22 protein-coding genes are annotated in these 24989 nt (G+C 57.0%); 17 read left to right on the top strand and 5 right to left on the bottom strand.

Annotated elements, in window-relative coordinates; translation table 11 throughout:
- The first annotated feature begins 193 nt into the window (after window positions 1-193).
- Window positions 194-2485, top strand: a complete 2292-nt coding sequence (gene opgB / locus ACQG1Y_RS03155; RefSeq protein WP_047726414.1) for a phosphatidylglycerol--membrane-oligosaccharide glycerophosphotransferase — start codon at window positions 194-196, stop codon at window positions 2483-2485.
- Complete coding sequence (locus tag ACQG1Y_RS03150; protein ID WP_033486717.1) at window positions 2485-2994, top strand: GNAT family N-acetyltransferase; 510 nt, start codon at window positions 2485-2487, stop codon at window positions 2992-2994. The genes opgB and ACQG1Y_RS03150 overlap by 1 nt, the downstream gene beginning before the upstream one ends.
- 122 nt (window positions 2995-3116) lie before the next feature.
- On the opposite strand, the gene tsr is transcribed toward ACQG1Y_RS03150, so the two are convergent.
- Together tsr and hpaR are read right to left on the bottom strand one after the other, a co-directional pair.
- Window positions 3117-4781 carry a methyl-accepting chemotaxis protein gene (gene tsr / locus ACQG1Y_RS03145; protein ID WP_017383845.1) on the bottom strand — a complete coding sequence of 555 codons (1665 nt, stop codon included), beginning with the start codon at window positions 4779-4781 and terminating at the stop codon, window positions 3117-3119.
- Window positions 4782-4864: 83 nt separating this feature from the next.
- A complete protein-coding gene (gene hpaR / locus ACQG1Y_RS03140) occupies window positions 4865-5305 on the bottom strand; it encodes a homoprotocatechuate degradation operon regulator HpaR (RefSeq protein ID WP_017383846.1) in 441 nt (146 codons plus the stop codon).
- Between the two features lie 269 nt (window positions 5306-5574).
- Between hpaR and hpaG the strand changes: the two genes are divergently transcribed.
- The 14 genes from hpaG (at window position 5575) to yjiA (ending at window position 19864) form a co-directional block, all read left to right on the top strand.
- Window positions 5575-6852, top strand: coding sequence for a 4-hydroxyphenylacetate degradation bifunctional isomerase/decarboxylase (hpaG, locus tag ACQG1Y_RS03135; protein ID WP_017694558.1), 1278 nt, complete (start codon window positions 5575-5577; stop codon window positions 6850-6852).
- Window positions 6849-8315 carry a 5-carboxymethyl-2-hydroxymuconate semialdehyde dehydrogenase gene (gene hpaE, locus ACQG1Y_RS03130; protein ID WP_017383848.1) on the top strand — a complete coding sequence of 489 codons (1467 nt, stop codon included), beginning with the start codon at window positions 6849-6851 and terminating at the stop codon, window positions 8313-8315. The genes hpaG and hpaE overlap by 4 nt, the downstream gene beginning before the upstream one ends.
- Window positions 8316-8317: 2 nt before the next feature.
- Complete coding sequence (hpaD, locus tag ACQG1Y_RS03125) at window positions 8318-9169, top strand: 3,4-dihydroxyphenylacetate 2,3-dioxygenase (protein WP_126765615.1); 852 nt, start codon at window positions 8318-8320, stop codon at window positions 9167-9169.
- A gap of 9 nt (window positions 9170-9178) precedes the next feature.
- Window positions 9179-9559, top strand: coding sequence for a 5-carboxymethyl-2-hydroxymuconate Delta-isomerase (locus ACQG1Y_RS03120; RefSeq protein ID WP_015572594.1), 381 nt, complete (start codon window positions 9179-9181; stop codon window positions 9557-9559).
- A 201-nt stretch (window positions 9560-9760) separates the two neighbouring features.
- Complete coding sequence (gene hpaH / locus ACQG1Y_RS03115) at window positions 9761-10564, top strand: 2-oxo-hept-4-ene-1,7-dioate hydratase (protein ID WP_015572593.1); 804 nt, start codon at window positions 9761-9763, stop codon at window positions 10562-10564.
- 9 nt (window positions 10565-10573) lie between these two features.
- Entirely contained in the window at window positions 10574-11368 is a 795-nt protein-coding gene (hpaI, locus tag ACQG1Y_RS03110; protein WP_252064917.1) for a 4-hydroxy-2-oxoheptanedioate aldolase, read from the top strand.
- Between the two features lie 21 nt (window positions 11369-11389).
- Window positions 11390-12733 carry a 4-hydroxyphenylacetate permease gene (hpaX, locus tag ACQG1Y_RS03105; protein WP_048973360.1) on the top strand — a complete coding sequence of 448 codons (1344 nt, stop codon included), beginning with the start codon at window positions 11390-11392 and terminating at the stop codon, window positions 12731-12733.
- Window positions 12705-13595, top strand: a complete 891-nt coding sequence (gene hpaA, locus ACQG1Y_RS03100; RefSeq protein ID WP_017383853.1) for a 4-hydroxyphenylacetate catabolism regulatory protein HpaA — start codon at window positions 12705-12707, stop codon at window positions 13593-13595. Before hpaX ends, hpaA begins: the two co-directional genes overlap by 29 nt.
- 195 nt (window positions 13596-13790) lie before the next feature.
- On the top strand, window positions 13791-15353 hold the full coding sequence (gene hpaB, locus ACQG1Y_RS03095; protein ID WP_023295873.1) for a 4-hydroxyphenylacetate 3-monooxygenase, oxygenase component: 1563 nt from the start codon (window positions 13791-13793) through the stop codon (window positions 15351-15353).
- A gap of 17 nt (window positions 15354-15370) precedes the next feature.
- A complete protein-coding gene (locus ACQG1Y_RS03090) occupies window positions 15371-15880 on the top strand; it encodes a 4-hydroxyphenylacetate 3-monooxygenase reductase subunit (protein ID WP_017383854.1) in 510 nt (169 codons plus the stop codon).
- Window positions 15881-16000: 120 nt separating this feature from the next.
- Window positions 16001-16258: an HTH domain-containing protein gene (locus ACQG1Y_RS03085; protein ID WP_063135007.1), complete on the top strand. Its 258-nt coding sequence runs from the start codon at window positions 16001-16003 to the stop codon at window positions 16256-16258.
- A 219-nt stretch (window positions 16259-16477) separates the two neighbouring features.
- Window positions 16478-18631, top strand: a complete 2154-nt coding sequence (locus ACQG1Y_RS03080) for a carbon starvation CstA family protein (protein ID WP_058688950.1) — start codon at window positions 16478-16480, stop codon at window positions 18629-18631.
- Window positions 18632-18696: 65 nt separating this feature from the next.
- Complete coding sequence (locus ACQG1Y_RS03075; RefSeq protein ID WP_003856610.1) at window positions 18697-18900, top strand: YbdD/YjiX family protein; 204 nt, start codon at window positions 18697-18699, stop codon at window positions 18898-18900.
- Between the two features lie 10 nt (window positions 18901-18910).
- The gene (gene yjiA / locus ACQG1Y_RS03070; protein ID WP_063151197.1) at window positions 18911-19864 is read left to right on the top strand and encodes a GTPase; all 954 of its coding nucleotides are present in this window, start codon (window positions 18911-18913) and stop codon (window positions 19862-19864) included.
- A gap of 55 nt (window positions 19865-19919) precedes the next feature.
- On the opposite strand, the gene ACQG1Y_RS03065 is transcribed toward yjiA, so the two are convergent.
- On the bottom strand, window positions 19920-21278 hold the full coding sequence (locus tag ACQG1Y_RS03065) for an esterase-like activity of phytase family protein (RefSeq protein WP_426736667.1): 1359 nt from the start codon (window positions 21276-21278) through the stop codon (window positions 19920-19922).
- A gap of 411 nt (window positions 21279-21689) precedes the next feature.
- Here ACQG1Y_RS03065 and ACQG1Y_RS03060 point away from each other — a divergent pair, with 411 nt between their 5' ends.
- Window positions 21690-22235: a YfaZ family outer membrane protein gene (locus ACQG1Y_RS03060; RefSeq protein WP_006810254.1), complete on the top strand. Its 546-nt coding sequence runs from the start codon at window positions 21690-21692 to the stop codon at window positions 22233-22235.
- 176 nt (window positions 22236-22411) lie between these two features.
- Here ACQG1Y_RS03060 and ACQG1Y_RS03055 read toward each other — a convergent pair whose 3' ends face one another.
- Together ACQG1Y_RS03055 and ACQG1Y_RS03050 are read right to left on the bottom strand one after the other, a co-directional pair.
- Window positions 22412-23782: an NAD-dependent succinate-semialdehyde dehydrogenase gene (locus tag ACQG1Y_RS03055; protein ID WP_017694568.1), complete on the bottom strand. Its 1371-nt coding sequence runs from the start codon at window positions 23780-23782 to the stop codon at window positions 22412-22414.
- A 139-nt stretch (window positions 23783-23921) separates the two neighbouring features.
- Window positions 23922-24881 carry a hypothetical protein gene (locus ACQG1Y_RS03050; RefSeq protein WP_050594731.1) on the bottom strand — a complete coding sequence of 320 codons (960 nt, stop codon included), beginning with the start codon at window positions 24879-24881 and terminating at the stop codon, window positions 23922-23924.
- Window positions 24882-24989 lie beyond the last annotated feature (108 nt).

The following is a 24989-nucleotide window of genomic DNA, read 5'->3' as shown; positions in this document are numbered from 1 at the left end:
CCCCTGCCACCACCTCAGCCTCCGTGTGCCACGATGCGACTGTATTCAAAAATCCGATTTTATAAACCAAATCCTAACAACAGCACACTTTCGTGACACTAAAATTGCAGCTAAGCGACATCGCAATTACATTGTATTACCCAAAAAATAAGCAATTAGCCGGCTAAGCGTCCGGCATGATGAGGATCTGCTGTTGTCAGAGTTAATGTCCCTTGTCCTTTTCCTGGCTTCCATCGGCGTTTATGCCTGGAAAGCCGGTCGTCACACCTGGTGGTTTGTGGCCACCCTGGTGGTGCTCGGCATTTTTATTGTTTTAAACATTACGTTATATGCCAGCGATTACTTTACCGGCGACGGTATTAACGACGCGGTGCTCTACACGTTGACCAACAGCCTCACCGGCGCTGGTGTGGGTAAGTACATCCTTCCGGGTCTGGGGCTGGTGGTCGCCCTGGTGGGCATCTTCGCCGCGCTGGCCTGGGTTCTGCGCCGTCGCCGTCACCGTCCGCATCATCATGGCTACAGCCTGCTGGCGCTGTGCCTGGCGCTGGCCTCCGTGGATGCCAGCCCGGCATTCCATCAAATTACCGAGCTGGTAAAATCCCAGTCGCGCGATGGCGATCCGGACTTTGCGGCCTATTACAAAGAACCCTCGAAGAAGATCGACAATCCCAGACTCAACCTGGTCTATATCTACGGCGAAAGTCTGGAACGCACCTATTTTGATAACGATGCTTTCCCGAACCTGACGCCAGAGCTTGGCGCGCTGAAAGACCAGGGCCTCGACTTCAGCCACACCATGCAGCTGCCCGGTACGGATTACACCATCGCCGGGATGGTGGCCTCCCAGTGCGGCATTCCGCTGTTCGCTCCGTTTGAAGGCAACGCCTCCGCCTCAATGTCGAGCTTCTTCCCGCAGAACATTTGCCTCGGCGATATCCTGAAAAACTCGGGCTATGAAAACTACTTTATGCAGGGCGCTAACCTGCGCTTTGCCGGGAAAGATGTGTTCCTGAAATCCCACGGTTTCGATCACTTGTATGGTTCCGAAGAGCTGAAAACCACGGTGGCCGATCCGGCCTACCGCAACGACTGGGGCTTTTACGACGATACCGTTCTGGATGAAACCTGGAAGAAATTCGAGGAGCTTTCCCGCGCCGGTAAACGCTTCTCGCTGTTTGCGTTGACCGTTGACACGCATCATCCGGATGGTTTCGTCTCACGCACCTGTAAACGTCAGGGCTATGACATTGACGGTAAAAACAACAAGTCGTTCAGCGCCGTAACCTGTAGCCAGGAGCATATCGCGGCGTTAATCGAGAAAATCAAAGCGTCGCCGTATTTCAAAAATACGGTCATCGTTGTCTCATCTGACCATCTGGCGATGAAAAACAGCGCCTGGGATGAACTGAATAAGCTGGATCGCAGCAACCTGTTTTTTGTGCTGCGCGGCGATAAACCGCAGCAGGAGATCATTGCCGCTAAACGTAACTCGATGGATAACGGCGCTACCGTGCTGGATATTCTGGGTGGCGATAACTTCATTGGCCTGGGCCGCAGTACGCTGTCGGGCCAGTCCCTGTCGGAAATCTTCCTCAACATGAAGGAAAAAATCCTCGCCTGGAAGCCGGATATCATTCGTCTGTGGAACTTCCCGAAAGAGATAAAAGACTTCACCATCGATCAGGATAAAAAAATGATCGCGTTCTCCGGCAGCCATTTCCGCCTGCCGCTGCTGCTGCGCGTGTCGGATAACCGCGTCGAGCCGCTGCCGGAAAGCGAATACTCCGCGCCACTGCGCTTCCAGCTGGCGGAATTTGCCCCGCGCGATAATTTCGTCTGGGTCGACAAATGCTACAAAATGGGCCAGCTCTGGTCGCAACAGCTGTCGCTGTCCACCGACTGGTGCGTTTCTCAGGGGCAACTCGGCGGCGAGCAGACCGTGCAACACGTTGACAAACCGCAGTGGCAGGGAAAAACCGCGTTTAAAGATACGGTTATTGATACCGCACGCTATCAGCGCAACGTAGACCTGCTGAAAATCGTCGACAACGACATTCGTTATAAAGCAGACAGCTTCATCTTTAATGTTGCCGGCGCACCGGAAGAGGTGAAGCAGTTCAGCGGTATTTCACGGCCGGAATCCTGGGGGCGCTGGTCTAACGCGCAGTTGGGCGATGAGGTGAAAATTGAGTATACCCATCCGCTGCCGGAGAAATTCGATCTGGTGATCACCGCCAGGGCATTTGGTCCCAACGCAAACCGTCCTATACCGGTGCGCGTCGGTGATAAAGAACAGACGCTGACGCTGAGCAATGACGTCACCACCAGCACGCTGCACTTCGATAACCCAACGCGCAGCAATACGCTGGTCATTGTGCCACCCGATCCGCAGTCCACTAACGAAGGGAATATTCTCGGTCACGCTCCGCGCAAGCTGGGGATCGGCATGGTGGAGATTAAAATTGTGAGCAGCGCTGGCTGATGACGGCGTTAACTCTTCGCCCGACGCGCATCGACGACGTCGCTGCCCTGCCCGCCATTGAACGCGCGGCGGGGCAGCGGTTTCGCGACGTTCCTGAGCTGGCCTGGCTGGCAGACAATGAGGTTATTTCTGTTGAAGATCACCTCGGTTACGCCGGACGCGGATTAAGCTGGCTGGCGCTGGCTGACGACAGGCCCGTGGGTTTTATTCTCGCCGAAGCTCATCCATCGTCGCTGTTTATTGTGGAACTGTCGGTTCACCTGGACTGTCAGGGACGAGGTCTTGGACGCCAGTTAATCGCCCGTGCCGCCGCGCATGCCCGCAGTCTGGGGCTGAACTCGCTGACGTTAACGACGTTTCGTGATGTCCCGTGGAATGCGCCCTTCTACAGGCGATTAGGGTTTGAAATGATGACGACGCTGACGCCGGAACTGCGCCAGAAACGCGAGGAAGAGACGGCGCACGGTTTAGCGTATGGTTCCCGCTGCGCCATGCGCCTGCCTCTGTAAGATCGCCCGGTGGCGCTGCGCTTACCGGGCCTACAAAACCCAATTCCGCAGCCGCCACCCGGCGAAACGCACAATCCGTAGGCCGGGTCAGGCGCAGCCGCCACCCGGCAAAACGCACAGCGTCAGAACGTTTCCCAGTTATCGCCCGCGTCTGCGGTCGCCGGTTTACGCGCCACTACCGGTGCGGCAACGCTTTTCGCGGAGGCGAACTCGCGCGCCTTCATCTGTTCCTGCTGAATACGGAACACCGCAACGGCCTGCGTCAGACGGCTCGCCTGCTCTTCCAGTGCCGCGGCCGCCGCCGCAGACTCTTCCACCAGCGAGGCGTTCTGCTGGGTCACGCGATCCATCTCAGCCACCGCCAGCCCAACCTGGTCAATACCGCGGCTCTGCTCGTCAGACGCAGACGCGATTTCGCCCATGATATCCGTCACGCGCGTTACCGCATTCACGATCTCACCCATGGTTTCACCCGCGCTTTCAACAAGCGTTGAACCAATTTCCACGCGCCCCACGGAGTCTTCAATCAGGCTCTTGATCTCGCGAGCCGCCTGGGCGCTGCGCTGCGCCAGGTTTCGGACTTCACCTGCAACCACCGCAAAACCACGCCCCTGCTCGCCCGCACGCGCCGCTTCTACCGCCGCGTTCAGCGCCAGAATATTGGTCTGGAAGGCAATCCCGTCGATCACGCTGATGATATCGGCGATTTTCTGCGAACTGCCGGCGATGTCACGCATGGTCTGCACCACGTTATCCACCACCTTGCCGCCTTTCTGCGCGGTTTCAGACGCGCTCAGCGCCAGGTTGCTCGCCTGACGGGCGTTCTCGGCGTTCTGCTTCACGGTGGCAGTCAGCTGTTCCATGCTGGCGGCGGTCTCTTCCAGAGAGGCAGCCTGCTGTTCGGTACGGGATGAGAGATCGTTATTGCCCATCGAGATTTCGCTCGCACCGCTGTAAATAGCGTTGGCGCCGTTACGCACGTCACCCACGGTACGCACCAGCTCGCCCTGCATATGGCGCAGGGAGTCAGCCAGTACCCCCATCTCGTTGGAGCCTTCCACGTCGATGCGCTTCACCAGGTCGCCGCTGGCGATATGACGAATGCTGTCAATCAGACGGTTCAGCGGCGAAATCAGCGCCTGACGAATACCCAGCCAGACGGCAACAATCACCACCAGCACCGCAGCCAGCACGCTAATCAGCACCCAGATAGCCTGGCGGTAAGAGCTGTTGCTGTCTTCAACCGCGGTCTGATACAGCGCGTCGTTCTGTTGCAGATAGTTGACGTACTGCTTCTCAAAGCCATCCTGATAGCTCTGGGTCGGCTGGTCGAAGAACTCATTGATTTTGCCCGCCCCCAGCAGCTGGATCAGCTCAGCCAGCGCGCCATGGTAAATATCGTAATTACGTTTGATTTCCAGTGCCGCAGCGTCGCTCTGACGCGGGTCGCGCGGCAGCGCTTCGTAATCCGCCCAGTTTTTTTCCGCCTGTTTCAGAGACGCAGAGGCAATCTGCATCAGCTCGGCGACGGTTGAGCCGCTGCCGATATTGTTCTGATCCATCATATAGCGGATACCCGCGCGGTTCAGGGTGTTACGGGTTTGCAGCAGCGCCACCCAGCTACCGTTCAGGGTGGATTGTTGCTGGCGAATGGTTTGCAGGATGGTGAAATTCTCTTTGTCATGCTTCAGGGCATTGAAGAAAAGACCACCAGACGTGAGTTGTAAAAGGCCAAATATCGCTAAAACCAGCAGTAAGCTGGTGACAATCTTGATTCGGTTTAACATGTTTTCTCTTTCCTCAGGCAGATACAGAATATTCGGCCTGGCATGAGAAAACTTTACGAAAATCATCCTGGAATTTAGGGTTTTTACGCTTCGTCCCTCGCGGCGATATGTCGGTTTCCAAGTTCAATAAACTCTTCCAGCAGCGCCGTGAGCTGCTTCATCTTCTCAGGCGTATATTCCGCCTCTATCTGCTGGTACGCCTCTTCCACCTGAGCCTGAGCACGCTGGTACAGCGCGTTGCCTTCTTTCGTCAGCGACACGTACAGCTTGCGCTGGTCAGTCACCGGTTTTAAGCGCAGCACCAGACCGTCGCGCTCCATCCGCGTCAGAATGCCGGTCAGGCTTGGGCGCAAAATACAGGTGCGGAACGCCAGATCGTGAAAATCCATGGAGGGATGCTCGGCCAGCACGCGGACGATACGCCACTGCTGCTCGGTCAGATTATGCCGCTTCACTATCGGGCGGAAGTAGCCCATCGCCGCTTCACGCGCCTGCAACAGCGCGATGGTTAATGAGTCATGCATCATCTACCCCTTACATCATTAACAAATAAACAATTAAAAACAGATGCTTTTATAGACAACACGTTTTAACCCAAAAAGTCTAACAGAAACAAAGCTATTTTTTTTAACTTATTGATTTAAATATATATTAACCCTTTTATGTAAATTTATTGTTATTTGCATCACAAATTATTCACTTCTGATTGCGAAACGAACAGCAAAAGCATAAAACCAGATCATTAACATATTAATGAAATCAAAACCGGACAGCCGGTTTGAGGAGTATGGGAATGAAAGGTACTGTTTTTGCCGTAGCGCTAAACCACCAAAGCCAGCGTGTGGCCTGGGCTGAGGCGTTTGAAAAAGCCCCCTATAACGCGCCGCCAAAAACGGCGGTGTGGTTTATCAAGCCACATAACGCTGTTATCCGCGCAGGCGAACCGATTCCCTTCCCGCAGGGAGAAACCGTGTTAAGCGGCGCGACGGTGGCGCTGGTGGTGGGCAAAACCGCCAGCAAAGTACGCGTTGAAGAGGCAGCGGCGTACATCGCCGGCTACGCGCTGGCTAACGAAATCAGCCTGCCGGAAGAGAGCTTCTACCGTCCGGCGATCAAGGCCAAATGCCGGGATGGATTTTGCCCGCTCGGCGAACCTGTCGCCGTTGATAACGTGGATAATCTGACCATCATCACCGAGATCAACGGCCGCGAAGCGGACCACTGGAACACGGCCGATCTGCACCGCAACGCCGCCGAACTGCTGAGCGCCCTGAGCGAATTTGCCACCCTGAACCCCGGCGATGCGATATTGCTCGGCACTCCGCAAAGCCGCGTCGAAGTTCGCCCGGGCGATCGGGTACGTATTCTGGCAGAAGGATTTCCGCCGCTGGAAAACCCGGTGGTGGAGGAACGCGACGTTGCCATCGCTTCGCGCACGCCGCCGCACGCCACGCTGTTCGCCCTCGGCCTGAACTACGCCGATCACGCCAGCGAGCTGGACTTCAAACCGCCCACCGAGCCGCTGGTGTTTATCAAAGCGCCAAACACCTTTAACGGCGACAACCAGACCTCGGTGCGCCCAAACAACATTGAATACATGCATTACGAAGCCGAGCTGGTGGTGGTCATCGGCAAAACCGCGCGCAAGGTCAGCGAAGCCGAGGCGATGGAGTATGTTGCGGGCTACACGGTGTGCAACGACTACGCCATCCGCGATTATCTCGAAAACTACTATCGCCCGAACCTGCGGGTGAAAAGCCGCGACGGGCTGACCCCCATCAGCCCGAACGTAGTGCCAAAAGAAGCCATTCCTGACCCGCACAACCTTCGTCTTCGCACCTACGTCAACGGTGAACTGCGTCAGGAAGGCACCACGGCAGACCTGATCTTCAGCATCCCCTACCTGATTGCGTATCTGAGTGATTTCATGACCCTGCAACCGGGCGACATGATTGCCACCGGCACGCCGAAGGGGCTGTCCGACGTGGTGCCGGGCGATGAGGTAGTGGTGGAAGTGGAAGGCGTAGGCCGTCTGGTAAACCGAATTGTCAGTGAGGAGACTGCAAAATGAAAAAGATTAACCACTGGATCAACGGTAAAAACGTCGCCGGAAGTGAGTACTTTCAAACCACTAACCCGGCCTCCGGCGAGGTGCTGGCAGAAGTGGCCTCAGGCGGCGAAGCCGAAATCCATCAGGCCGTTGCCGCCGCCAAAGAGGCGTTTCCGAAATGGGCCAACCTGCCGATGAAGGAGCGCGCGCGCCTGATGCGTCGCCTGGGGGATCTGATTGACCAGAACGTACCGGACATTGCCGCGATGGAAACCGCCGACACCGGCCTGCCGATCCACCAGACCAAAAACGTGCTCATTCCGCGCGCCTCGCACAACTTCGAGTTCTTCGCCGAGGTGTGCCAGCAGATGAACGGCAAAACCTACCCGGTCGACGACAAGATGCTCAACTACACCCTGGTGCAGCCGGTGGGTGTCTGCGCGCTGGTGTCGCCGTGGAACGTGCCGTTTATGACCGCCACCTGGAAGGTCGCGCCGTGCCTGGCCTTAGGGAATACCGCGGTGCTGAAGATGTCTGAACTCTCCCCGCTGACCGCTGACCGTCTGGGCGAGCTGGCCCTCGAAGCGGGCATTCCGGCGGGCGTGCTCAACGTGGTGCAGGGCTATGGCGCCACGGCGGGCGACGCGCTGGTGCGTCATCATGACGTGCGCGCCGTCTCCTTCACCGGCGGTACCGCCACCGGGCGCAACATCATGAAAAACGCCGGGCTGAAGAAGTATTCCATGGAGCTGGGCGGCAAATCGCCGGTGCTGATTTTCGAAGACGCAGACATCGAGCGCGCGCTGGACGCCGCCCTGTTTACCATCTTCTCCATCAACGGCGAACGCTGCACCGCCGGCTCGCGCATCTTCATCCAGCAGAGCATCTACCCGGAGTTCGTCAAACGCTTTGCCGAGCGCGCCAACCGCCTGCGCGTGGGCGACCCGACCGATCCGAACACCCAGATTGGCGCGCTCATCAGCCAGCAGCACTGGGAAAAAGTCTCCGGCTATATCCGCCTCGGCATTGAAGAAGGGGCAACCCTGCTGGCGGGCGGCCCGGACAAACCGACCGATCTACCTGCGCACCTGAAGGGCGGCAACTTCCTGCGACCAACCGTGCTGGCGGATGTCGATAACCGCATGCGCGTGGCGCAGGAGGAGATCTTCGGGCCAGTGGCCTGCCTGCTGCCGTTTAAGGATGAAGCGGAAGGCCTGCGCCTGGCGAACGACGTGGAGTACGGCCTGGCATCTTACATCTGGACCCAGGACGTCAGCAAAGTGCTGCGTCTGGCGCGCAGCATCGAAGCGGGCATGGTGTTCGTCAACACCCAGAACGTGCGCGACCTGCGCCAGCCGTTTGGCGGCGTGAAGGCCTCCGGCACCGGGCGTGAGGGCGGCGAGTACAGCTTCGAGGTCTTCGCGGAGATGAAGAACGTCTGTATCTCCATGGGTGACCATCCGATTCCAAAGTGGGGGATCTGACCATGGGTAAATTAGCGTTAGCGGCAAAAATCACACACGTTCCGTCAATGTATCTCTCTGAACTGCCGGGCAAAAACCACGGCTGCCGCCAGTCGGCCATCGACGGGCATAAAGAGATCAGCAAGCGCTGCCGCGAGCTGGGCGTGGACACCATTATCGTCTTCGACACCCACTGGCTGGTGAACAGCGCGTATCACATCAACTGCGCGGACCATTTTTCGGGCGTCTACACCAGCAACGAGCTGCCGCATTTTATTCGCGACATGACCTACGACTACGACGGCAACCCGGAACTCGGCCAGCTGATTGCCGACGAAGCGGTGAAGCTTGGCGTTCGCGCCAAGGCGCACAACATCCCGAGCCTGAAGCTGGAGTACGGCACGCTGGTGCCGATGCGCTACATGAATGCGGATAAGCACTTCAAAGTGATCTCCATCTCGGCGTTCTGCACGGTTCACGATTTCGCCGACAGTCGCCGGCTGGGCGAGGCCATCGTCAGCGCCATCGAAAAATATGACGGCACCGTGGCAGTGCTCGCCAGCGGCTCGCTGTCGCACCGCTTTATCGACGACCAGCGCGCGGAGGAAGGGATGAACAGCTACACCCGCGAGTTTGACCGTCAGATGGACGAGCGCGTGGTGAAGCTGTGGCGCGAGGGTCAGTTCAAGGAGTTTTGCAGCATGCTGCCGGAGTACGCCGACTACTGCTACGGCGAGGGCAATATGCACGACACGGTGATGCTGCTGGGGATGCTCGGCTGGGACAAATACAACGGTAAGGTGGAGTTTCTCACCGAGCTGTTCGCCAGCTCCGGCACCGGCCAGGTCAACGCCGTTTTCCCGCTGCCCGCGTAAGGAGCCGCCATGCCGCACTTTATTGCTGAATGTACCGACAACATCCGCGAGCAGGCCGACCTGCCAGGGCTGTTCGCCAAAGTGAACGAGGCGCTCGCCGCCACGGGCATCTTCCCCATCGGCGGCATCCGCAGCCGCGCCCACTGGCTGGACACCTGGCAGATGGCAGACGGTAAGCACGATTACGCCTTTGTGCATATGACGCTGAAGATCGGCGCGGGGCGCAGCCTGGAAAGCCGGAAAGAGGTCGGTGAAATGCTGTTTGCGCTGATCAAAACGCATTTTGCAGAGCTGATGGCCGCCCGCTATCTGGCGCTGTCGTTCGAGCTCGACGAGCTGCACCCGACGCTTAATTACAAGCAGAACAACGTGCACGCGTTGTTTAAGTAGCCGTTTGCTCGCCCGGTGGCGCTGCGCTTACCGGGCCTACAACGGCCCCAAACCGTAGGCCGGGTAAGCGCAGCGCCACCCGGCAACAGCAGCACCGAACCGTAGGCCGGGTAAGCGAAGCGCCACCCGGCAACAGCAGCACCGAACCGTAGGCCGGGTAAGCGAAGCGCCACCCGGCAACAGCCGCACAAAGGATACGCCATGCTCGACAAACACACCCATACCCTGATCGCCCACCGCCTGCATCAGGCGGAACAATCCCGGGAGCAGATCCGCGCGATCTCGCTGGAGTACCCGGAGATCACCATTGAAGACGCCTACGCCGTCCAGCGCGAATGGGTGAGCCTGAAAATCGCCGAAGGCCGCGTGCTGAAAGGCCACAAGATCGGCCTCACCTCCAAAGCGATGCAGGCCAGCTCGCAGATCAGCGAGCCGGACTACGGCGCGCTGCTGGACGATATGTTCTTCCACGACGGCAGCGACATCCCCGTGGATCGCTTTATCGTCCCGCGCATCGAAGTGGAGCTGGCCTTCGTGCTGGCAAAACCGCTGCGCGGCCCGAACTGTACGATCTTCGACGTCTACAACGCCACGGATTACGTCATCCCCGCCCTGGAGCTGATCGACGCCCGCTGCCATAACGTTGACCCGGAAACCCAACGCCCACGCAAAGTGTTCGACACCATCTCCGATAACGCCGCCAACGCGGGCGTGATCCTCGGCGGCCGCCCGATTAAACCCGACGAGCTGGATCTGCGCTGGATCTCCGCCCTGCTCTACCGCAACGGCGTGATCGAAGAGACCGGGGTCGCCGCAGGCGTGCTTAACCACCCGGCGAACGGCGTGGCGTGGCTGGCGAACAAACTCGCGCCATACGACGTGCAGCTTGAGCCAGGCCAGATCATCCTCGGCGGCTCGTTTACCCGCCCGGTTGCCGCCAGCAGAGGCGACACCTTCCACGTCGATTACGGCAACATGGGCTCCATCAGCTGCCGCTTTGTCTAGGAGAGCACGATGCAAAACGCATTTAAAGCGGCGCTGAAAGCAGGCCGTCCGCAAATTGGGTTATGGCTGGGGCTGACCAGCAGCTACAGCGCTGAGCTACTTGCCGGGGCCGGTTTTGACTGGCTGCTGATCGACGGGGAGCACGCGCCGAACAGCGTGCAGACCGTCCTGACTCAGCTCCAGGCCATCGCCCCTTATCCCAGCCAACCGGTGGTGCGCCCGTCGTGGAACGATCCGGTGCAGATCAAGCAGCTGCTGGACGTGGGGGCGCAAACCCTGCTGGTGCCGATGGTGCAAAACGCCGACGAAGCCCGTCTGGCGGTCAGCGCCACCCGCTATCCGCCTGCCGGCATTCGCGGCGTCGGCAGCGCGCTGGCGCGGGCGTCGCGCTGGAACCGCATCCCGGAGTATCTGCATCAGGCTAACGACGCCATGTGCGTGCTGGTGCAAATCGAAACTCGCGAGGCGCTGAAAAACCTGCCGCAGATCCTGGACGTGGAAGGGGTGGACGGCGTGTTTATCGGCCCGGCGGATCTGAGCGCCGACATGGGCTTCGCTGGCAATCCGCAGCACCCGGAGGTGCAGGCCGCCATTGAACAGGTGATCGCGCAGATCCTCAGCGCGGGCAAAGCGCCCGGCATCCTGATGGCGAATGAACAGCTGGCAAAACGCTATCTCAGCCTCGGCGCGTTGTTTGTCGCGGTCGGCGTGGATACCACCCTGCTCGCCCGCAGCGCCGAAGCGCTGGCGGCCCGCTTTACCGACGTCACCACAGCAGTTGATAACAATAAATCCGTCTACTAAACGTACGATGTGGAGCGCAACATGACGACCTCAACCCTGCATAATAAAGCTGTTGAACATCGCGTTATTAATAAGCTGTTCCGTCGTTTGATCGTGTTTCTTTTTATCCTGTTTGTTTTCTCGTTTCTCGATCGCATCAACATCGGCTTTGCCGGGCTGACGATGGGCAAAGATCTGGGCCTCACGTCGACCATGTTTGGCCTGGCCGCGACGCTGTTTTACGTGACCTACGTGCTGTGCGGTATCCCCAGCAACATCATGCTGGCGAAGGTCGGCGCCCGCCGCTGGATCGCCGGGATCATGGTGGTGTGGGGCATCGCCTCTACCTGCACCATGTTCGCCACCAGCCCCGAAACGCTCTACGTCCTGCGCATGCTGGTGGGCATTGCCGAAGCCGGTTTCCTGCCGGGCATTCTGGTCTATCTCACCTGGTGGTTCCCGGCGTATCACCGCGCCCGCGCCAACGCGCTGTTTATGATCGCCATGCCGGTGACCATGATGCTCGGCTCGATCCTCTCCGGGTACATTCTGGCGATGGACGGGCTGTGGAACCTGAAGGGCTGGCAGTGGCTGTTCCTGCTGGAGGGGCTGCCATCGGTGGTGCTCGGCGTGGTGACCTGGTTCTATCTTAACGACACCCCGGATCAGGCCGCCTGGCTGGATGATGACGAAAAGCAGGCACTCAAAACGATGATCGCCCGCGAACAGGAGCTGGCCATTGCGCACGCCGCCACGCCGCGCTCGACGCTGCGCGAGGTGCTGACGCCCGCCGTGCTGCTCTACACGCTGGCCTACTTCTGCCTGACGAATACGCTGAGCGCGATCAACATCTGGACGCCGCAGATCCTGCAAAGCTTCAACACCGGCAGCAGCAATATCGTGATTGGCCTGCTGGCGGCGATCCCGCAGTTTTGCACCATCCTCGGGATGATCTGGTGGAGCCGCCGCTCCGACAGGCTGAAAGAGCGAAAAAAGCACACCATCCTGCCGTATCTGTTTGCAGCGGCGGGATGGATGCTGGCCTCGGCGACCGATCACAGCCTGATCCAGCTGCTTGGCATCATCATGGCCTCAACCGGATCGTTTACCGCCATGGCGATATTCTGGACCACGCCGGATCAGGTTATTAGCCTGCAATCCCGCGCGGTGGCGCTGGCGGTGATCAACGCCATCGGCAACGTCGGGTCTGCCGTCAGCCCATTGCTGATAGGTATTCTGCGCGACGCGACCGGCAGCTTCAGCTCGGGACTGTGGTTCGTGGCGGGTCTGCTGGTGGTGGGCGCGCTGGTGCTGACGCGCATTCCGATGACGCAGCGGGATCAACAGAGGAACGATCATGTGCCAGAGCCCCATCGCCAACATTGATATCAGCAAGGATTACGACGAAAGTCTGGGCACCGACGATGTGCACTACCAGTCGTTTGCCCGCATGGCGGCCTTTTTTGGCCGCGACATGCAGGCGCACCGCCACGACCAGTATTTTCAGATGCATTTTCTCGACACCGGGCAGATTGAGCTCCAGCTCGACGACCACCGTTACTCGGTGCAGGCGCCGCTGTTCGTGCTAACGCCACCGTCGGTGCCGCACGCGTTTATTACCGAATCCGACAGCGACGGCCACGTGCTGACGGTGCGCGAGGATCTCATCTGGCCGCTGTTAGAAGTGCTCTACCCCGGTACGCGGGAAGCGTTCGGCCTGCCGGGGATCTGCCTGTCGCTTGCCGACAGGCCTGACGAGCTGGCGGCGCTGAAGCACTACTGGCAGCTGATTGCCCGGGAATCCACGGAACAACTGCCCGGTCGCGAGCATACGCTGGTCCTGCTGGCGCAGGCCGTTTTTACCCTGCTGCTGCGCAACGCGAAGCTCGACGACCACGCGTCAGGCGGCATGCGCGGTGAGCTGAAGCTTTTTCAGCGCTTTAACCAGCTGACAGATGCTCATTACCACGAGCACTGGACGGTGCCGGAGTATGCAAGCGAATTGCATCTCACCGAATCTCGCCTGACCGATATCTGTCGCCGCTTCGCCAACCGCTCGCCGAAACGGCTGATCTTCGACCGCCAGCTGCGGGAAGCCAGGCGTTTGCTGCTGTTTTCCGACAGCACAGTGAGCGAAATTGCCTGGCAGCTGGGGTTTAAAGATCCGGCCTATTTCGCCCGTTTTTTTAACCGACTGACGGGGTGCTCACCCAGCGCATACCGGGCGCAGAAAGTACCGGTTTCCTGAACGCATAACGGTTCGTAGGGCGGGTAAGCGCAGCGCAACCCGCCGAAAAGCCGCACAGATCACAAAACCACATCTCACCCGAAAAGTACCTGCCGTTGTCCCAATCGTCCCTTCACGTTCCGCCCCTCTCACGCTTCAATTAAACAACAAAAACAAAACATAAATTTAACAACCATCTTCCGATACGAGGTCCCTATGAAGCCTGAAGATTTCCGCGCTGATGCCAAACGTCCGTTAACCGGTGAAGAGTATTTAAAAAGCCTGCAAGATGGCCGTGAGATTTATATCTACGGCGAGCGCGTTAAGGACGTCACTACCCACCCGGCATTTCGCAATGCGGCGGCGTCCATCGCCCAGATGTACGATGCCCTGCACAAGCCAGACATGCAGGATACCCTCTGCTGGGGTACCGATACCGGCAGCGGCGGCTACACCCATAAATTCTTCCGCGTGGCGAAAAGTGCCGACGATCTTCGCCAGCAGCGTGACGCCATCGCCGAGTGGTCGCGCCTGAGCTACGGCTGGATGGGGCGTACGCCGGACTACAAAGCCGCGTTCGGCTGCGCGCTCGGCGCTAACCCTGCCTTCTACGGTCAGTTCGAGCAGAACGCCCGCAACTGGTACACCCGTATTCAGGAAACCGGCCTGTACTTTAACCACGCCATCGTCAACCCGCCGATCGATCGCCATAAACCGGCGGACGAGGTGAAAGACGTTTACATCAAGCTGGAGAAAGAGACCGACGCCGGGATCATCGTCAGCGGCGCGAAAGTGGTGGCCACCAACTCGGCATTGACCCACTACAACATGATCGGTTTTGGTTCTGCGCAGGTGATGGGCGAAAACCCGGACTTCGCGCTGATGTTCGTCGCGCCGATGGATGCCGAAGGGGTGAAGCTGATCTCCCGCGCCTCATACGAGATGGTGGCAGGGGCGACAGGCTCTCCGTACGACTACCCGCTCTCCAGCCGCTTTGACGAGAACGACGCCATTCTGGTAATGGATCATGTGCTGATCCCATGGGAAAACGTGCTGATCTACCGTGATTTCGACCGCTGCCGTCGCTGGACGATGGAAGGTGGCTTCGCCCGCATGTACCCGCTTCAGGCCTGCGTGCGTCTGGCAGTGAAGCTCGACTTCATCACCGCTCTGCTGAAGAAGTCGCTGGAGTGTACCGGCACCCTCGAGTTCCGCGGCGTGCAGGCGGATCTCGGCGAAGTGGTGGCGTGGCGCAACATGTTCTGGGCGCTGAGCGACTCCATGTGCTCCGAAGCCACTCCGTGGGTAAACGGCGCGTATCTGCCTGACCACGCGGCGTTACAGACCTACCGCGTGATGGCGCCAATGGCCTATGCGAAGATCAAGAACATCATCGAACGTAACGTGACCTCGGGGCTGATCTACCTGCCGTCCAGCGCGCGGGACCTGAACAACCCGCAGATCGACCAGTACCTGGCGAAGTACGTGCGCGGCTCCAACGGGATGGATCATGTCGAACGCATCAAGATTCTGAAACTGATGTGGGATGCCATCGGCAGCGAGTTTGGCGGACGTCACGAGCTGTACGAAATCAACTACTCCGGTAGCCAGGATGAGGTCCGCCTGCAATGCCTGCGTCAGGCGCAAAGCTCCGGCAACATGGACAAGATGATGGCGATGGTTGACCGCTGCATGTCCGAGTACGACCAGCACGGCTGGACCGTACCGCACCTGCACAACAACACTGATATCAATATGCTGGATAAGCTGCTGAAATAACGCAGCGGGAGGTTTCAATGCAATCTGAAGAACGCCTGCGTTTTCGCGACGCGATGGCCAGCCTGTCGGCGGCGGTGAATGTGGTCACCACCGAGGGCGATGCGGGTCGCTGCGGCATTACCGCCACCGCCGTCTGTTCGGTCACGGACACCCCGCCCTCGGTCATGGTCTGCATCAACGCCAACAGCGCCATGAACCCGGTCTTCCAGGGCAACGGCAAACTGTGCGTCAACGTGCTGAACCACGAGCAGGAGATCATGGCCCGCCACTTTGCCGGGATGACCGGCATGGCAATGGAGGAGCGCTTTGCTCTCTCCTGCTGGCAGAAAGGACCGCTGGCGCAGCCGGTGCTGAAAGGCGCTCTGGCAAGCCTGGAAGGTGAGATAACCCAGGTGCAAACCATCGGCACCCATCTGGTCTACCTTGTAGAGATTAAGAACATCATCCTCAGCAGCGAGGGGCACGGCCTGATCTACTTCAAACGCCGTTTCCACCCGGTGATGATGGAGATGGAAGCCGCGATTTGATCCCGTTGCACAAAAAAACGCTAAGGTTTCCGCAAAGGTGCGCCGTTAACTATCCATAAGATAAATTTTCCGGGGCGGCTGGCAACGTCGTCAGCCGCCCCCTTAACGCTGGAAAGTCTTATGGCCCCTTCACCCCGAAGCCGCTCGGCTGAACGTCTGGTTGAAATCATTATTGCCCTGCACCGCAACGGAAGCGTTAATCGCCGCGATCTGATGCAAAAATTTGGCATTACCGAACGCACGGTGTACCGCGATTTACAGGCGCTTTCCCCGATTATTGAACACGACGGCAAAGGGCGCTATCAGCTGCTGCCCGTGTATCAGCCCTGCCGCTGCGTGCACTGCCCTGAAGCGAACGACAAAAGCTCACAGGGCTAGATTATTCTCAGTGATCTCAATCACATATTTTCTCCCACCGGGGGTGAGCCTTAACCACTCACCCTCGCTTTTGACCGCTCACGCATCGCTTTCAACCACTCACCCATTTACCGTGCTTTACACGCGCGAGGATCTGGCACGATCGCTCCAGCATTAATCAATACCTCCTCACAACGAACCCTGACCCTTTTTTCTTTACATAAAAAACCAGGTCTTATTATGGATACTAAAAAACTACTAAAGCACGTGCCCTGGGCCATCCTCGGGATCATCGGTGCTTTCTGTCTGGCGGTTGTCGCGTTACGCCGGGGCGAGCACGTCAGCGCCCTGTGGATCGTGGTCGCGTCGGTTTCCGTCTACCTTGTGGCTTATCGCTACTACAGCTTGTACATCGCGCAGAAGGTTATGAAGCTCGACCCGACGCGCGCCACCCCGGCGGTTATTAACAACGACGGCCTGAACTACGTGCCAACCAACCGTTACGTGCTGTTTGGTCACCACTTCGCCGCCATTGCAGGCGCGGGTCCGCTGGTCGGTCCGGTGCTGGCTGCGCAGATGGGCTACCTGCCGGGTACGCTCTGGCTGCTGGCGGGCGTGGTGCTGGCGGGAGCGGTGCAGGACTTTATGGTGCTGTTTATCTCCTCGCGCCGTAACGGTTCGTCGCTGGGCGAGATGATCAAAGAGGAGATGGGCCGCGTGCCAGGCACGATCGCCCTGTTCGGCTGCTTCCTGATCATGATCATCATCCTGGCGGTGCTGGCCCTGATCGTGGTGAAAGCGCTGGCCGAAAGTCCGTGGGGCGTCTTCACCGTCTGCTCTACCGTACCGATTGCGCTGTTCATGGGCATCTACATGCGCTTCCTGCGCCCTGGCCGCGTTGGCGAGGTGTCGATCATCGGTATCGTGCTGCTGGTCGCCTCCATCTACTTCGGCGGCGTGATTGCGCACGACCCGTACTGGGGTCCGGCGCTGACCTTTAAAGACACCACCATCACCTTCGCGCTGATCGGCTACGCATTCATCTCAGCGCTGCTGCCGGTGTGGCTGATTCTGGCTCCGCGTGACTACCTGGCAACCTTCCTGAAAATCGGCGTTATCGTCGGGCTGGCCATTGGTATTGTGATCATCAACCCGGAGCTGAAAATGCCGGCGGTGACGCAGTACATTGACGGTACCGGTCCGCTGTGGAAAGGCGCCCTGTTCCCGTTCCTGTTTATCACCATTGCCTGCGGTGCCGTGTCTGGCTTCCACGCGCTGATCGCCTCCGGCACCACGCCGAAGCTGATGGCCAACGAAACCGACGCGCGCTTCATCGGTTACGGCGCGATGCTGATGGAATCCTTCGTGGCGATCATGGCGCTGGTTGCGGCGTCGATTATCGAGCCTGGCCTGTACTTTGCGATGAACACCCCGCCGGCGGGTCTCGGCCTTACCATGCCAAACCTGCATGAGATGGGCGGCGAAAATACCGCGCTGATCCTGGCACAGCTGAAAGACGCCAGCGCGCACGCGGCGGCGACCGTCAGCTCCTGGGGCTTCGTGATTTCGCCCGAGCAGATCATGCAGACCGCAAAAGACATCGGCGAACCGTCCGTGCTGAACCGCGCAGGTGGCGCGCCAACGCTGGCGGTGGGTATCGCACACGTGTTCCACAAAGTGCTGCCGTGGGCGGACATGGGCTTCTGGTACCACTTCGGCATTCTGTTTGAAGCGCTGTTCATCCTCACCGCGCTGGATGCCGGTACGCGTGCAGGCCGCTTCATGTTGCAGGATCTGCTGGGTAACTTCGTGCCATTCCTGAAGAAAACCGACTCTCTGGTGGCCGGCGTTCTGGGCACTGCGGGCTGCGTAGGCCTGTGGGGTTATCTGCTGTATCAGGGCGTTGTTGACCCGCTGGGCGGCGTGAAGAGCCTGTGGCCGCTGTTCGGTATCTCTAACCAGATGCTGGCGGCTGTGGCCCTGGTGCTGGGTACCGTTGTCCTCGTGAAGATGAAACGCACCAAATACATCTGGGTCACCGTGGTGCCTGCGCTGTGGCTGCTGCTCTGCACTACCTGGGCGCTGGGTCTGAAACTGTTCAGCACCAACCCGCAGCTGGAAGGCTTCTTCTTCATGGCTAACCAGTACAAAGAGAAGATTGCCGCAGGCGGCGCGGATCTGACCGCGCAGCAGATTGCCAACATGAACCATATCGTGGTGAACAACTACACCAACGCGGGTCTGAGCATTTTGTTCCTGGTGGTGGTGTACAGCATTATCTTCTACGGCATCAAAACCTGGATGAAAGTGCGTAACGTTGAGGGCCGTACGGACAAAGAGACCCCGTACGTACCGGTGCCGGAAGGCGGCGTGAAGACCTCCTCACACCATTAATTAAGCATGTTACTGTAGGCCCGGTAAGCGTAGCGCCACCGGGCTTCTTCTGTCTGGAACCCTCAATGTTTGGTAACTTAGGCGAAGCAAAAAAATACCTCGGTCAGGCGGCGAAAATGTTGATTGGCATTCCGGACTATGACAACTACGTTGAGCATATGAAGACCAACCATCCGGATAAGCCGTACATGACCTACACTGAATTCTTCCGCGAGCGTCAGGAAGCGCGCTACGGCGGAAGTGGAGAAGGCGGCGTCCGCTGCTGCTAAAGGAGAAACCATGACCCCGATTGCCGTTACCCTGCTGACCGGTTTCCTCGGCGCCGGTAAAACCACCCTGCTGCGCCACATTCTGAACGAGCAGCACGGCTTCAAAATCGCCGTCATCGAAAACGAATTTGGCGAAGTCTCCGTTGACGATCAGCTGATTGGCGACCGCGCCACGCAGATCAAAACCCTGACCAACGGCTGCATCTGCTGCACCCGCTCTAACGAATTAGAAGACGCCCTGCTGGACCTGCTCGACAGCCGCGATCGCGGTGACATCGACTTCGACCGACTGGTGATCGAGTGCACCGGCATGGCCGACCCCGGCCCGATTATTCAGACCTTTTTCTCCCATGAGATCATTTGCCAGCGCTACCTGCTGGACGGCGTCATCGCTCTGGTGGATGCGGTCCATGCCGACGAGCAGATGAACCAGTTCACCATCGCCCAGTCCCAGGTTGGCTACGCCGACCGCATCCTGCTGACCAAAACCGACGTGGCGGGTGAAAGCGAAAAACTGCGCGAGCGCCTGACGCGCATCAACTCGCGTGCGCCCATTTACACGGTGACGCACGGCGATATCGATCTCGCCCAGCTGTTCAACACCAACGGCTTTATGCTGGAAGAGAACGTCACCGCGAAACCGCGCTTCCACTTTATGTCCGACAAGCAAAACGACGTGACGTCGATTGTGGTTGAGCTGGACTACCCGGTGGACATCAGCGAGGTCTCCCGCGTGATGGAGAACCTGCTGCTGTCGTTTGCCGACAAGCTGCTGCGCTATAAAGGGATGCTGTGGATCGACGGCGAGCCGAACCGCCTGCTGTTCCAGGGCGTGCAGCGCCTGTACAGCGCCGACTGGGATCGCCCGTGGGACGATGAAGCGCCGCACAGCGTGATGGTGTTTATTGGAATACAGCTGCCGGAAGAGGAAATTCGGGCAGCGTTTGCGGGGCTGAAGAAATAACCGCACCGATTATCCCCTCTCCCCCGCGGGGAGAGGGTTAGGGTGAGGGGGAAACTTATTTCAACGCCTCCGGCAGCGTCACAATCCACAGCTCGCTGTCGGACTCCGGTTTCTTCAACGGCTTCACGCTGAGGGTGGTTTCAACCGGTTTGTCATCCAGCGTCAGCGCCCCCTGCGCGTTCACCCTATAATCCTTGAGCTTCTTGCCTTCGACTGGCTTCTGCATCGCCACCTTCACGCCAAAGTCATTATCGTTCGCCACTGCCAGCGTTTTGCTGTCAATCAGCGCCAGCCCTTCGGCCTTTTCCTGCTGCCAGCCCAGCGCACGCAGATCGACCACCTGCGTTTTTTCCGCAAGCGTGATGCCGCGCTGCGCCAGCGTTTTCTCATCATCAAACTCCGGGTATTCGCCCGGCTTGTCGAAGGCCGCCAGATCGCTCGCCTTGCTCAGATCAACCCTGTAGATGAGGTTACGCATTGCGTCATTTTTATCCTCGCCCTGTTCAATCAGCAGGATGGTGTGGTTATCCAGCGCCACTATGTCGCCGATTTTGGCGTCGCTGTCTTTGCTGTAGGCCGCGCTGTCGACAGGGTAGCCGTACATCGCGGTTTTCCCGGTCGCCGGATCGAAGCTCACCAGACGCGTAAACAGCGCCTGTTTTTTGCTCTTCCCGTCGATATCCAGCGTGCTTTGCACGGCGGCGATAATGCGTCCGTCCGGCATGCGGGTCAGCCCTTCAAAGCCCCGGTTTGCCTGACGCCATTTGATAACGTTTGGCAGACCGCCCGCGATGGATTTCTCCCCTTCCGTCGCCTGCGGACCGTGGATCGCGAGGATTTTCCCTTTACTGTCGACGTTAATCAGGAACGGGCCATACTCATCGCACAGCCAGTAACCGCCCTTCCCGTCCGGCGTGATGCCTTCCGTATCCAGCCCGCGGTTATCGCCTTTCAGCACTTTTAAGGTGTCGCTTAGCGCGACTTCATTGGTAGATCCAATCACGCCGCTTTGCAGCGGCAGGCCGTTGATCTCGCCTTTATCATCATGCAGCGGTCGCGCGTCCACGGCCTCCGCTTTGCCGTTTAGCACACGGATCGTCAGCAGCATCGGGGCGAAATCCGGGGTAACAAAGATTTTGGCATCGTTTTTCCCCATTTTTGGCGAATCCGCGTTAGGACCGCGATCGGTCACGGTCGCAAACGTCAGCGCATCGCCCTGCTTGCCCGTGAATAACAAACCCGAACCAATCCCCACCGGGAGCCCGTTCGGGAATGCGCTGGCAAACGCACCGCTGTATTTGACATGCGCGCCTTCGGGAAAGCTGACGACGTAGCGCTCCGCGGTTGGCTGTGCCGCCAGGCCAGAGAAAGAGAGCGCACAACCGATTAGCACAGGAATAATTTTTCTTTTCATATTGTTAGCATCCAGTAAGTGAAGCCAACAACGTAATGAAGAAACGTGTCAGAAAAATGACATGTAATGGCAACGAAGCGGCGCGTACGGACGTATATCAATCACCAGAAATGTAAACCTCTGTCTTTATCTGTGTCAGCTGAAATACTTTTGGAAATTATTAGAAACCCAATTAATTCATGGCGAAGGACTATTTGCGCCTCGTTCATTTTACGTTTAGCCAGGAATGTAAACTGTCCCTAAACGCGAATGTATTGGACATTGACGATTTGCCATATAAACAACTCATCAACATTTACCATTCAAAAACCCAACACAAACAGCATATAAATGCGAGACATATCACATTTGCAGTCATAAACATCGCTTGTTAAGGTGCCCTCATATTAATTTAATGACGAGGAAACACTCATGAAAAAACTTAACATCCTGATCCTTTCTGCTCTGACCGCCGTATCGGGCTCCGCACTGGCCATGGGTGGCAGCATTGAGCAGGGTAAAAACTTTACTAACCTCAATCTGGAAATGGGGAAATCCTCATCCGGCCTGTATGCGGAGAGCAACTGGCTGAAAAACACCGATGACGGCACCCAGACCGGCGGCGTTGGGGCAGGCTACAACCTGGAAGTGGGTCCGGTGATGCTGAATGCTGGCGCGAAAGCCATCTACATCGGCCCGAAAAAAGGCGATAACGGCGTGGCATTCCCGATTGGCGGCGGCGTTAACGTTGCGCTTACGGACAGCATTCACGTGTTTGGTGAAGGTTATGTGGCGCCAGACGGCCTGAACAACAGCGTGAAGAACTATGTTGAAGCTAACGGCGGCGTAAGCTGGACGCCAGTCAAACCTGTCACGCTGAAAGTGGGCTATCGCCACGTGAGCGTAGACGGTAAAGACGGTCGTCCAAACCACACGCTGATCGACGGTGCATATGTAGGCGGTGGAGTGTCCTTCTAAGCCTGTTTGCGCGTTTCGCCCGGCGGCGCTACGCTTGCACGGGCCTACAATGAAGGGTGCAATGTATTAAAATTATTGCACATTGTAGGCCGGGTAAGCGCAGCGCCACCCGGCAAGAAAGGCGATGCGACCGTTAATAAAAAACCTGCCGGATGGCAGGTTTTTTTATTACCGCATTACTTGCGAACGACCACCAGCTTCTGGTTCACAAACTCTTTGATCCCCAGGTCCGACAGCTCGCGTCCGTAACCCGAACGTTTTACGCCGCCGAACGGCAGCTCTGCCGCAGTGTCGGTGAGCCAGTTGATGTACACCATCCCGGTCTCAATGCGCGACGCCATTTTCTTCGCGCGCTCGATGTTCTGGCTGAACACCGCGCCGCCCAGACCGTAGTGGGAATCGTTAGCCAGTGCGACCGCTTCGTCGTCGCTTTTCACCACGTAAACCTGCGCTACCGGACCGAAGAACTCCTCGAAGTACGCCGGATTATCGCGCGAGATATGCGTCAGGATGGTCGGCTCAAAGAAGCTTCCGTCACGCTGAACCGGCTTGCCGCCATGGTGCAGCTTCGCGCCATTTTTCACCGCCTCGTTAACCTGTTTAGTTAGCGTCTCCAGCGCGTCTTTGGATGACAAAGGCCCCAGCGTGGTGCTTTCGTCCAGCGGATCGCCAATTTTCACCTGCTTAAACGCCTCGGTGAATTTGCTCAGGAAGGCGTCTGCAATCTTTTCATGCAGGATAAAGCGCTTCGCCGCGGTACAGACCTGCCCGGCATTGTTCAGCCGCGCGTTAACGCCGATCTTCACGGCTTTATCCAGGTCGGCATCGTCCAGCACCACGAACACGTCGTTCCCGCCCAGTTCCAGGGTCGATTTTTTGAGGTGCTTCGCAGCCTGTGCCGCAACCACGCTACCCGCTTTTTCTGAACCGGTCAGCGCCGCCCCCTGTACGCGATCGTCGGCGATGATGTTCGCCACCTGTTCGGACGAGATAAACAGGTTGGTCCACGCCCCTTCCGGCGCGCCCGCTTCACGTACCAGCTGTGCAAAGGTCTCTGCACAGTGCGGCACGATGCTGGCGTGCTTGGCGATCACCGGGTTGCCCGCTGCCAGGTTTGGCGCCAGAACGCGCATCAGCTGATAGTACGGGAAGTTCCATGGCTCGACGGCCATCAGCACGCCGATGGGGTGATGTTCAACCCATGCTTCCCCGAGTTCAGAGTCATACTTCACCGGGGCCAGGAACTGCTTCGCGTTGTCCGCATAGTAGCGGGCGATTTGCGCGCACAGCTTCACTTCGCCGCGGCTTTGTTCGATGAGCTTACCCATCTCCTGACTGGCGATTTTCGCCAGATCCTCCACGCGTTCGTCGATCAGGTCCGCCAGCTTATGCAGCACTGGCAGGCGCTGGCTTATGTCGCCTTTCGCCCAGTCGGAATGATAGAGCGCATCGGCTGCCTTCAGCGCCGCTTCAACGTCTGCGTCAGTGTGGGAGGGATATTCTTTGATGAGCTGGTTCGTGGCAGGATTTACTGTCTGGTAAGCCATATCGAATCTCCTTGTTTTACCGCTTAGGGTATTAAGGGTAGTCAATCTGACTGGCTTTGAAGGTAAAGTTGGGTATATACGGAGGGTTCTTATACGTTTTCCCCCTTTCGTTTACGGACAGGGGGAACTGTGATTTTAATTATTTCACCCAATGAGGGATATTTTCTGTCGATACATTTTTTACAGTATATCCTTTCCCCTCTTGCGAGTTTTTAACACAAGTTATTTCATCGAACCCCCACTTTCCGTTACGATTGAAAAAGTAAGCTGTGTACTTATCAGTATTATAACCGAAATATCTCTCATTAGGGCGTGATATTTTTTCATTCTCACATGTAAAATCACTCCGCCATTCACTGCCAGTAGAATATTTTAAAACATAATATGCTACTACATCCGGCCTACTTGAGACAAATAATACAATTAAACTCGTTAGCATTAAAGCGCCCAAAATAGTAAAAAGTCTATATCCTTTTGCATGATCAGCAGTCACGATGAATATTACGTAAGTAGTCAACTGTAATATAAAAAATATCAATACAAAAAATGAACTGAGCTTCCATGTAAACTCCAACCATGGACTGGATGATAAATCCATATTACTCAACTGAAGAAATAAACTTGCCGAGAACGCACTAGATGCAACATAACAAATTGATATAAATGAAAATAACATAACCCGTATATTTTTTACTTTCTCATGGCCATTTTTCTCGAGAACAAAGATTGTTAAAACGCTGCTAATAACAATAAAAATGGAGAACATCACTAACAGTACTTTTGCAAGAAAACCAAACTGTATATTTATTGCAAAAGGAAAAAGAAGAAACGCCCCCCAAGCAAGGAGCGACGCCCATCCGGCCAACTTATTTACAACACCGCCACTTTCGAACCGAATAAAATGAATAATAATTTCCCGGGCTCGCTTCCTTTTTAAATACAGTATTACTAAAAGGCCAATAAATAATGCATATGACAAATAAACCCGAACTGGATCTTTTATTTTCAACAAAACAAAACAACCTACAAAGAAAAGTAACAAATATAAATCCAAGGATTTATTTTTTATTTCATTTATAAAACGATACAGTAAATTCATTTTATATACCCCAGAAAGTAGATTATTATTAGCTATGAAAAACGAATACTCCGAACCAGAAAGAGAATGCAACAAATCTTCTGATCTGTCAGTTAAAAGAGGAATTTT

The organism is Enterobacter cloacae complex sp. 397G4 (assembly GCF_050031515.1).
Classification (GTDB): domain Bacteria; phylum Pseudomonadota; class Gammaproteobacteria; order Enterobacterales; family Enterobacteriaceae; genus Enterobacter; species Enterobacter hormaechei_C.
Note: the sequence above shows the minus strand (reverse complement) of the source record. Positions and strands in the feature narration are given on the sequence as shown.

Coding starts and splice junctions, on each gene's coding strand:
- ACQG1Y_RS03150 (WP_033486717.1), top strand. CDS start 2,485: ATGACGGCGTTAACTCTTCGCCCGACGCGCATCGACGACGTCGCTGCC.
- tsr (WP_017383845.1), bottom strand. CDS start 4,781: ATGTTAAACCGAATCAAGATTGTCACCAGCTTACTGCTGGTTTTAGCG.
- hpaR (WP_017383846.1), bottom strand. CDS start 5,305: ATGCATGACTCATTAACCATCGCGCTGTTGCAGGCGCGTGAAGCGGCG.
- hpaG (WP_017694558.1), top strand. CDS start 5,575: ATGAAAGGTACTGTTTTTGCCGTAGCGCTAAACCACCAAAGCCAGCGT.
- hpaE (WP_017383848.1), top strand. CDS start 6,849: ATGAAAAAGATTAACCACTGGATCAACGGTAAAAACGTCGCCGGAAGT.
- hpaD (WP_126765615.1), top strand. CDS start 8,318: ATGGGTAAATTAGCGTTAGCGGCAAAAATCACACACGTTCCGTCAATG.
- ACQG1Y_RS03120 (WP_015572594.1), top strand. CDS start 9,179: ATGCCGCACTTTATTGCTGAATGTACCGACAACATCCGCGAGCAGGCC.
- hpaH (WP_015572593.1), top strand. CDS start 9,761: ATGCTCGACAAACACACCCATACCCTGATCGCCCACCGCCTGCATCAG.
- hpaI (WP_252064917.1), top strand. CDS start 10,574: ATGCAAAACGCATTTAAAGCGGCGCTGAAAGCAGGCCGTCCGCAAATT.
- hpaX (WP_048973360.1), top strand. CDS start 11,390: ATGACGACCTCAACCCTGCATAATAAAGCTGTTGAACATCGCGTTATT.
- hpaA (WP_017383853.1), top strand. CDS start 12,705: ATGTGCCAGAGCCCCATCGCCAACATTGATATCAGCAAGGATTACGAC.
- hpaB (WP_023295873.1), top strand. CDS start 13,791: ATGAAGCCTGAAGATTTCCGCGCTGATGCCAAACGTCCGTTAACCGGT.
- ACQG1Y_RS03090 (WP_017383854.1), top strand. CDS start 15,371: ATGCAATCTGAAGAACGCCTGCGTTTTCGCGACGCGATGGCCAGCCTG.
- ACQG1Y_RS03085 (WP_063135007.1), top strand. CDS start 16,001: ATGGCCCCTTCACCCCGAAGCCGCTCGGCTGAACGTCTGGTTGAAATC.
- ACQG1Y_RS03080 (WP_058688950.1), top strand. CDS start 16,478: ATGGATACTAAAAAACTACTAAAGCACGTGCCCTGGGCCATCCTCGGG.
- ACQG1Y_RS03075 (WP_003856610.1), top strand. CDS start 18,697: ATGTTTGGTAACTTAGGCGAAGCAAAAAAATACCTCGGTCAGGCGGCG.
- yjiA (WP_063151197.1), top strand. CDS start 18,911: ATGACCCCGATTGCCGTTACCCTGCTGACCGGTTTCCTCGGCGCCGGT.
- ACQG1Y_RS03065 (WP_426736667.1), bottom strand. CDS start 21,278: ATGAAAAGAAAAATTATTCCTGTGCTAATCGGTTGTGCGCTCTCTTTC.
- ACQG1Y_RS03060 (WP_006810254.1), top strand. CDS start 21,690: ATGAAAAAACTTAACATCCTGATCCTTTCTGCTCTGACCGCCGTATCG.
- ACQG1Y_RS03055 (WP_017694568.1), bottom strand. CDS start 23,782: ATGGCTTACCAGACAGTAAATCCTGCCACGAACCAGCTCATCAAAGAA.
- ACQG1Y_RS03050 (WP_050594731.1), bottom strand. CDS start 24,881: ATGAATTTACTGTATCGTTTTATAAATGAAATAAAAAATAAATCCTTG.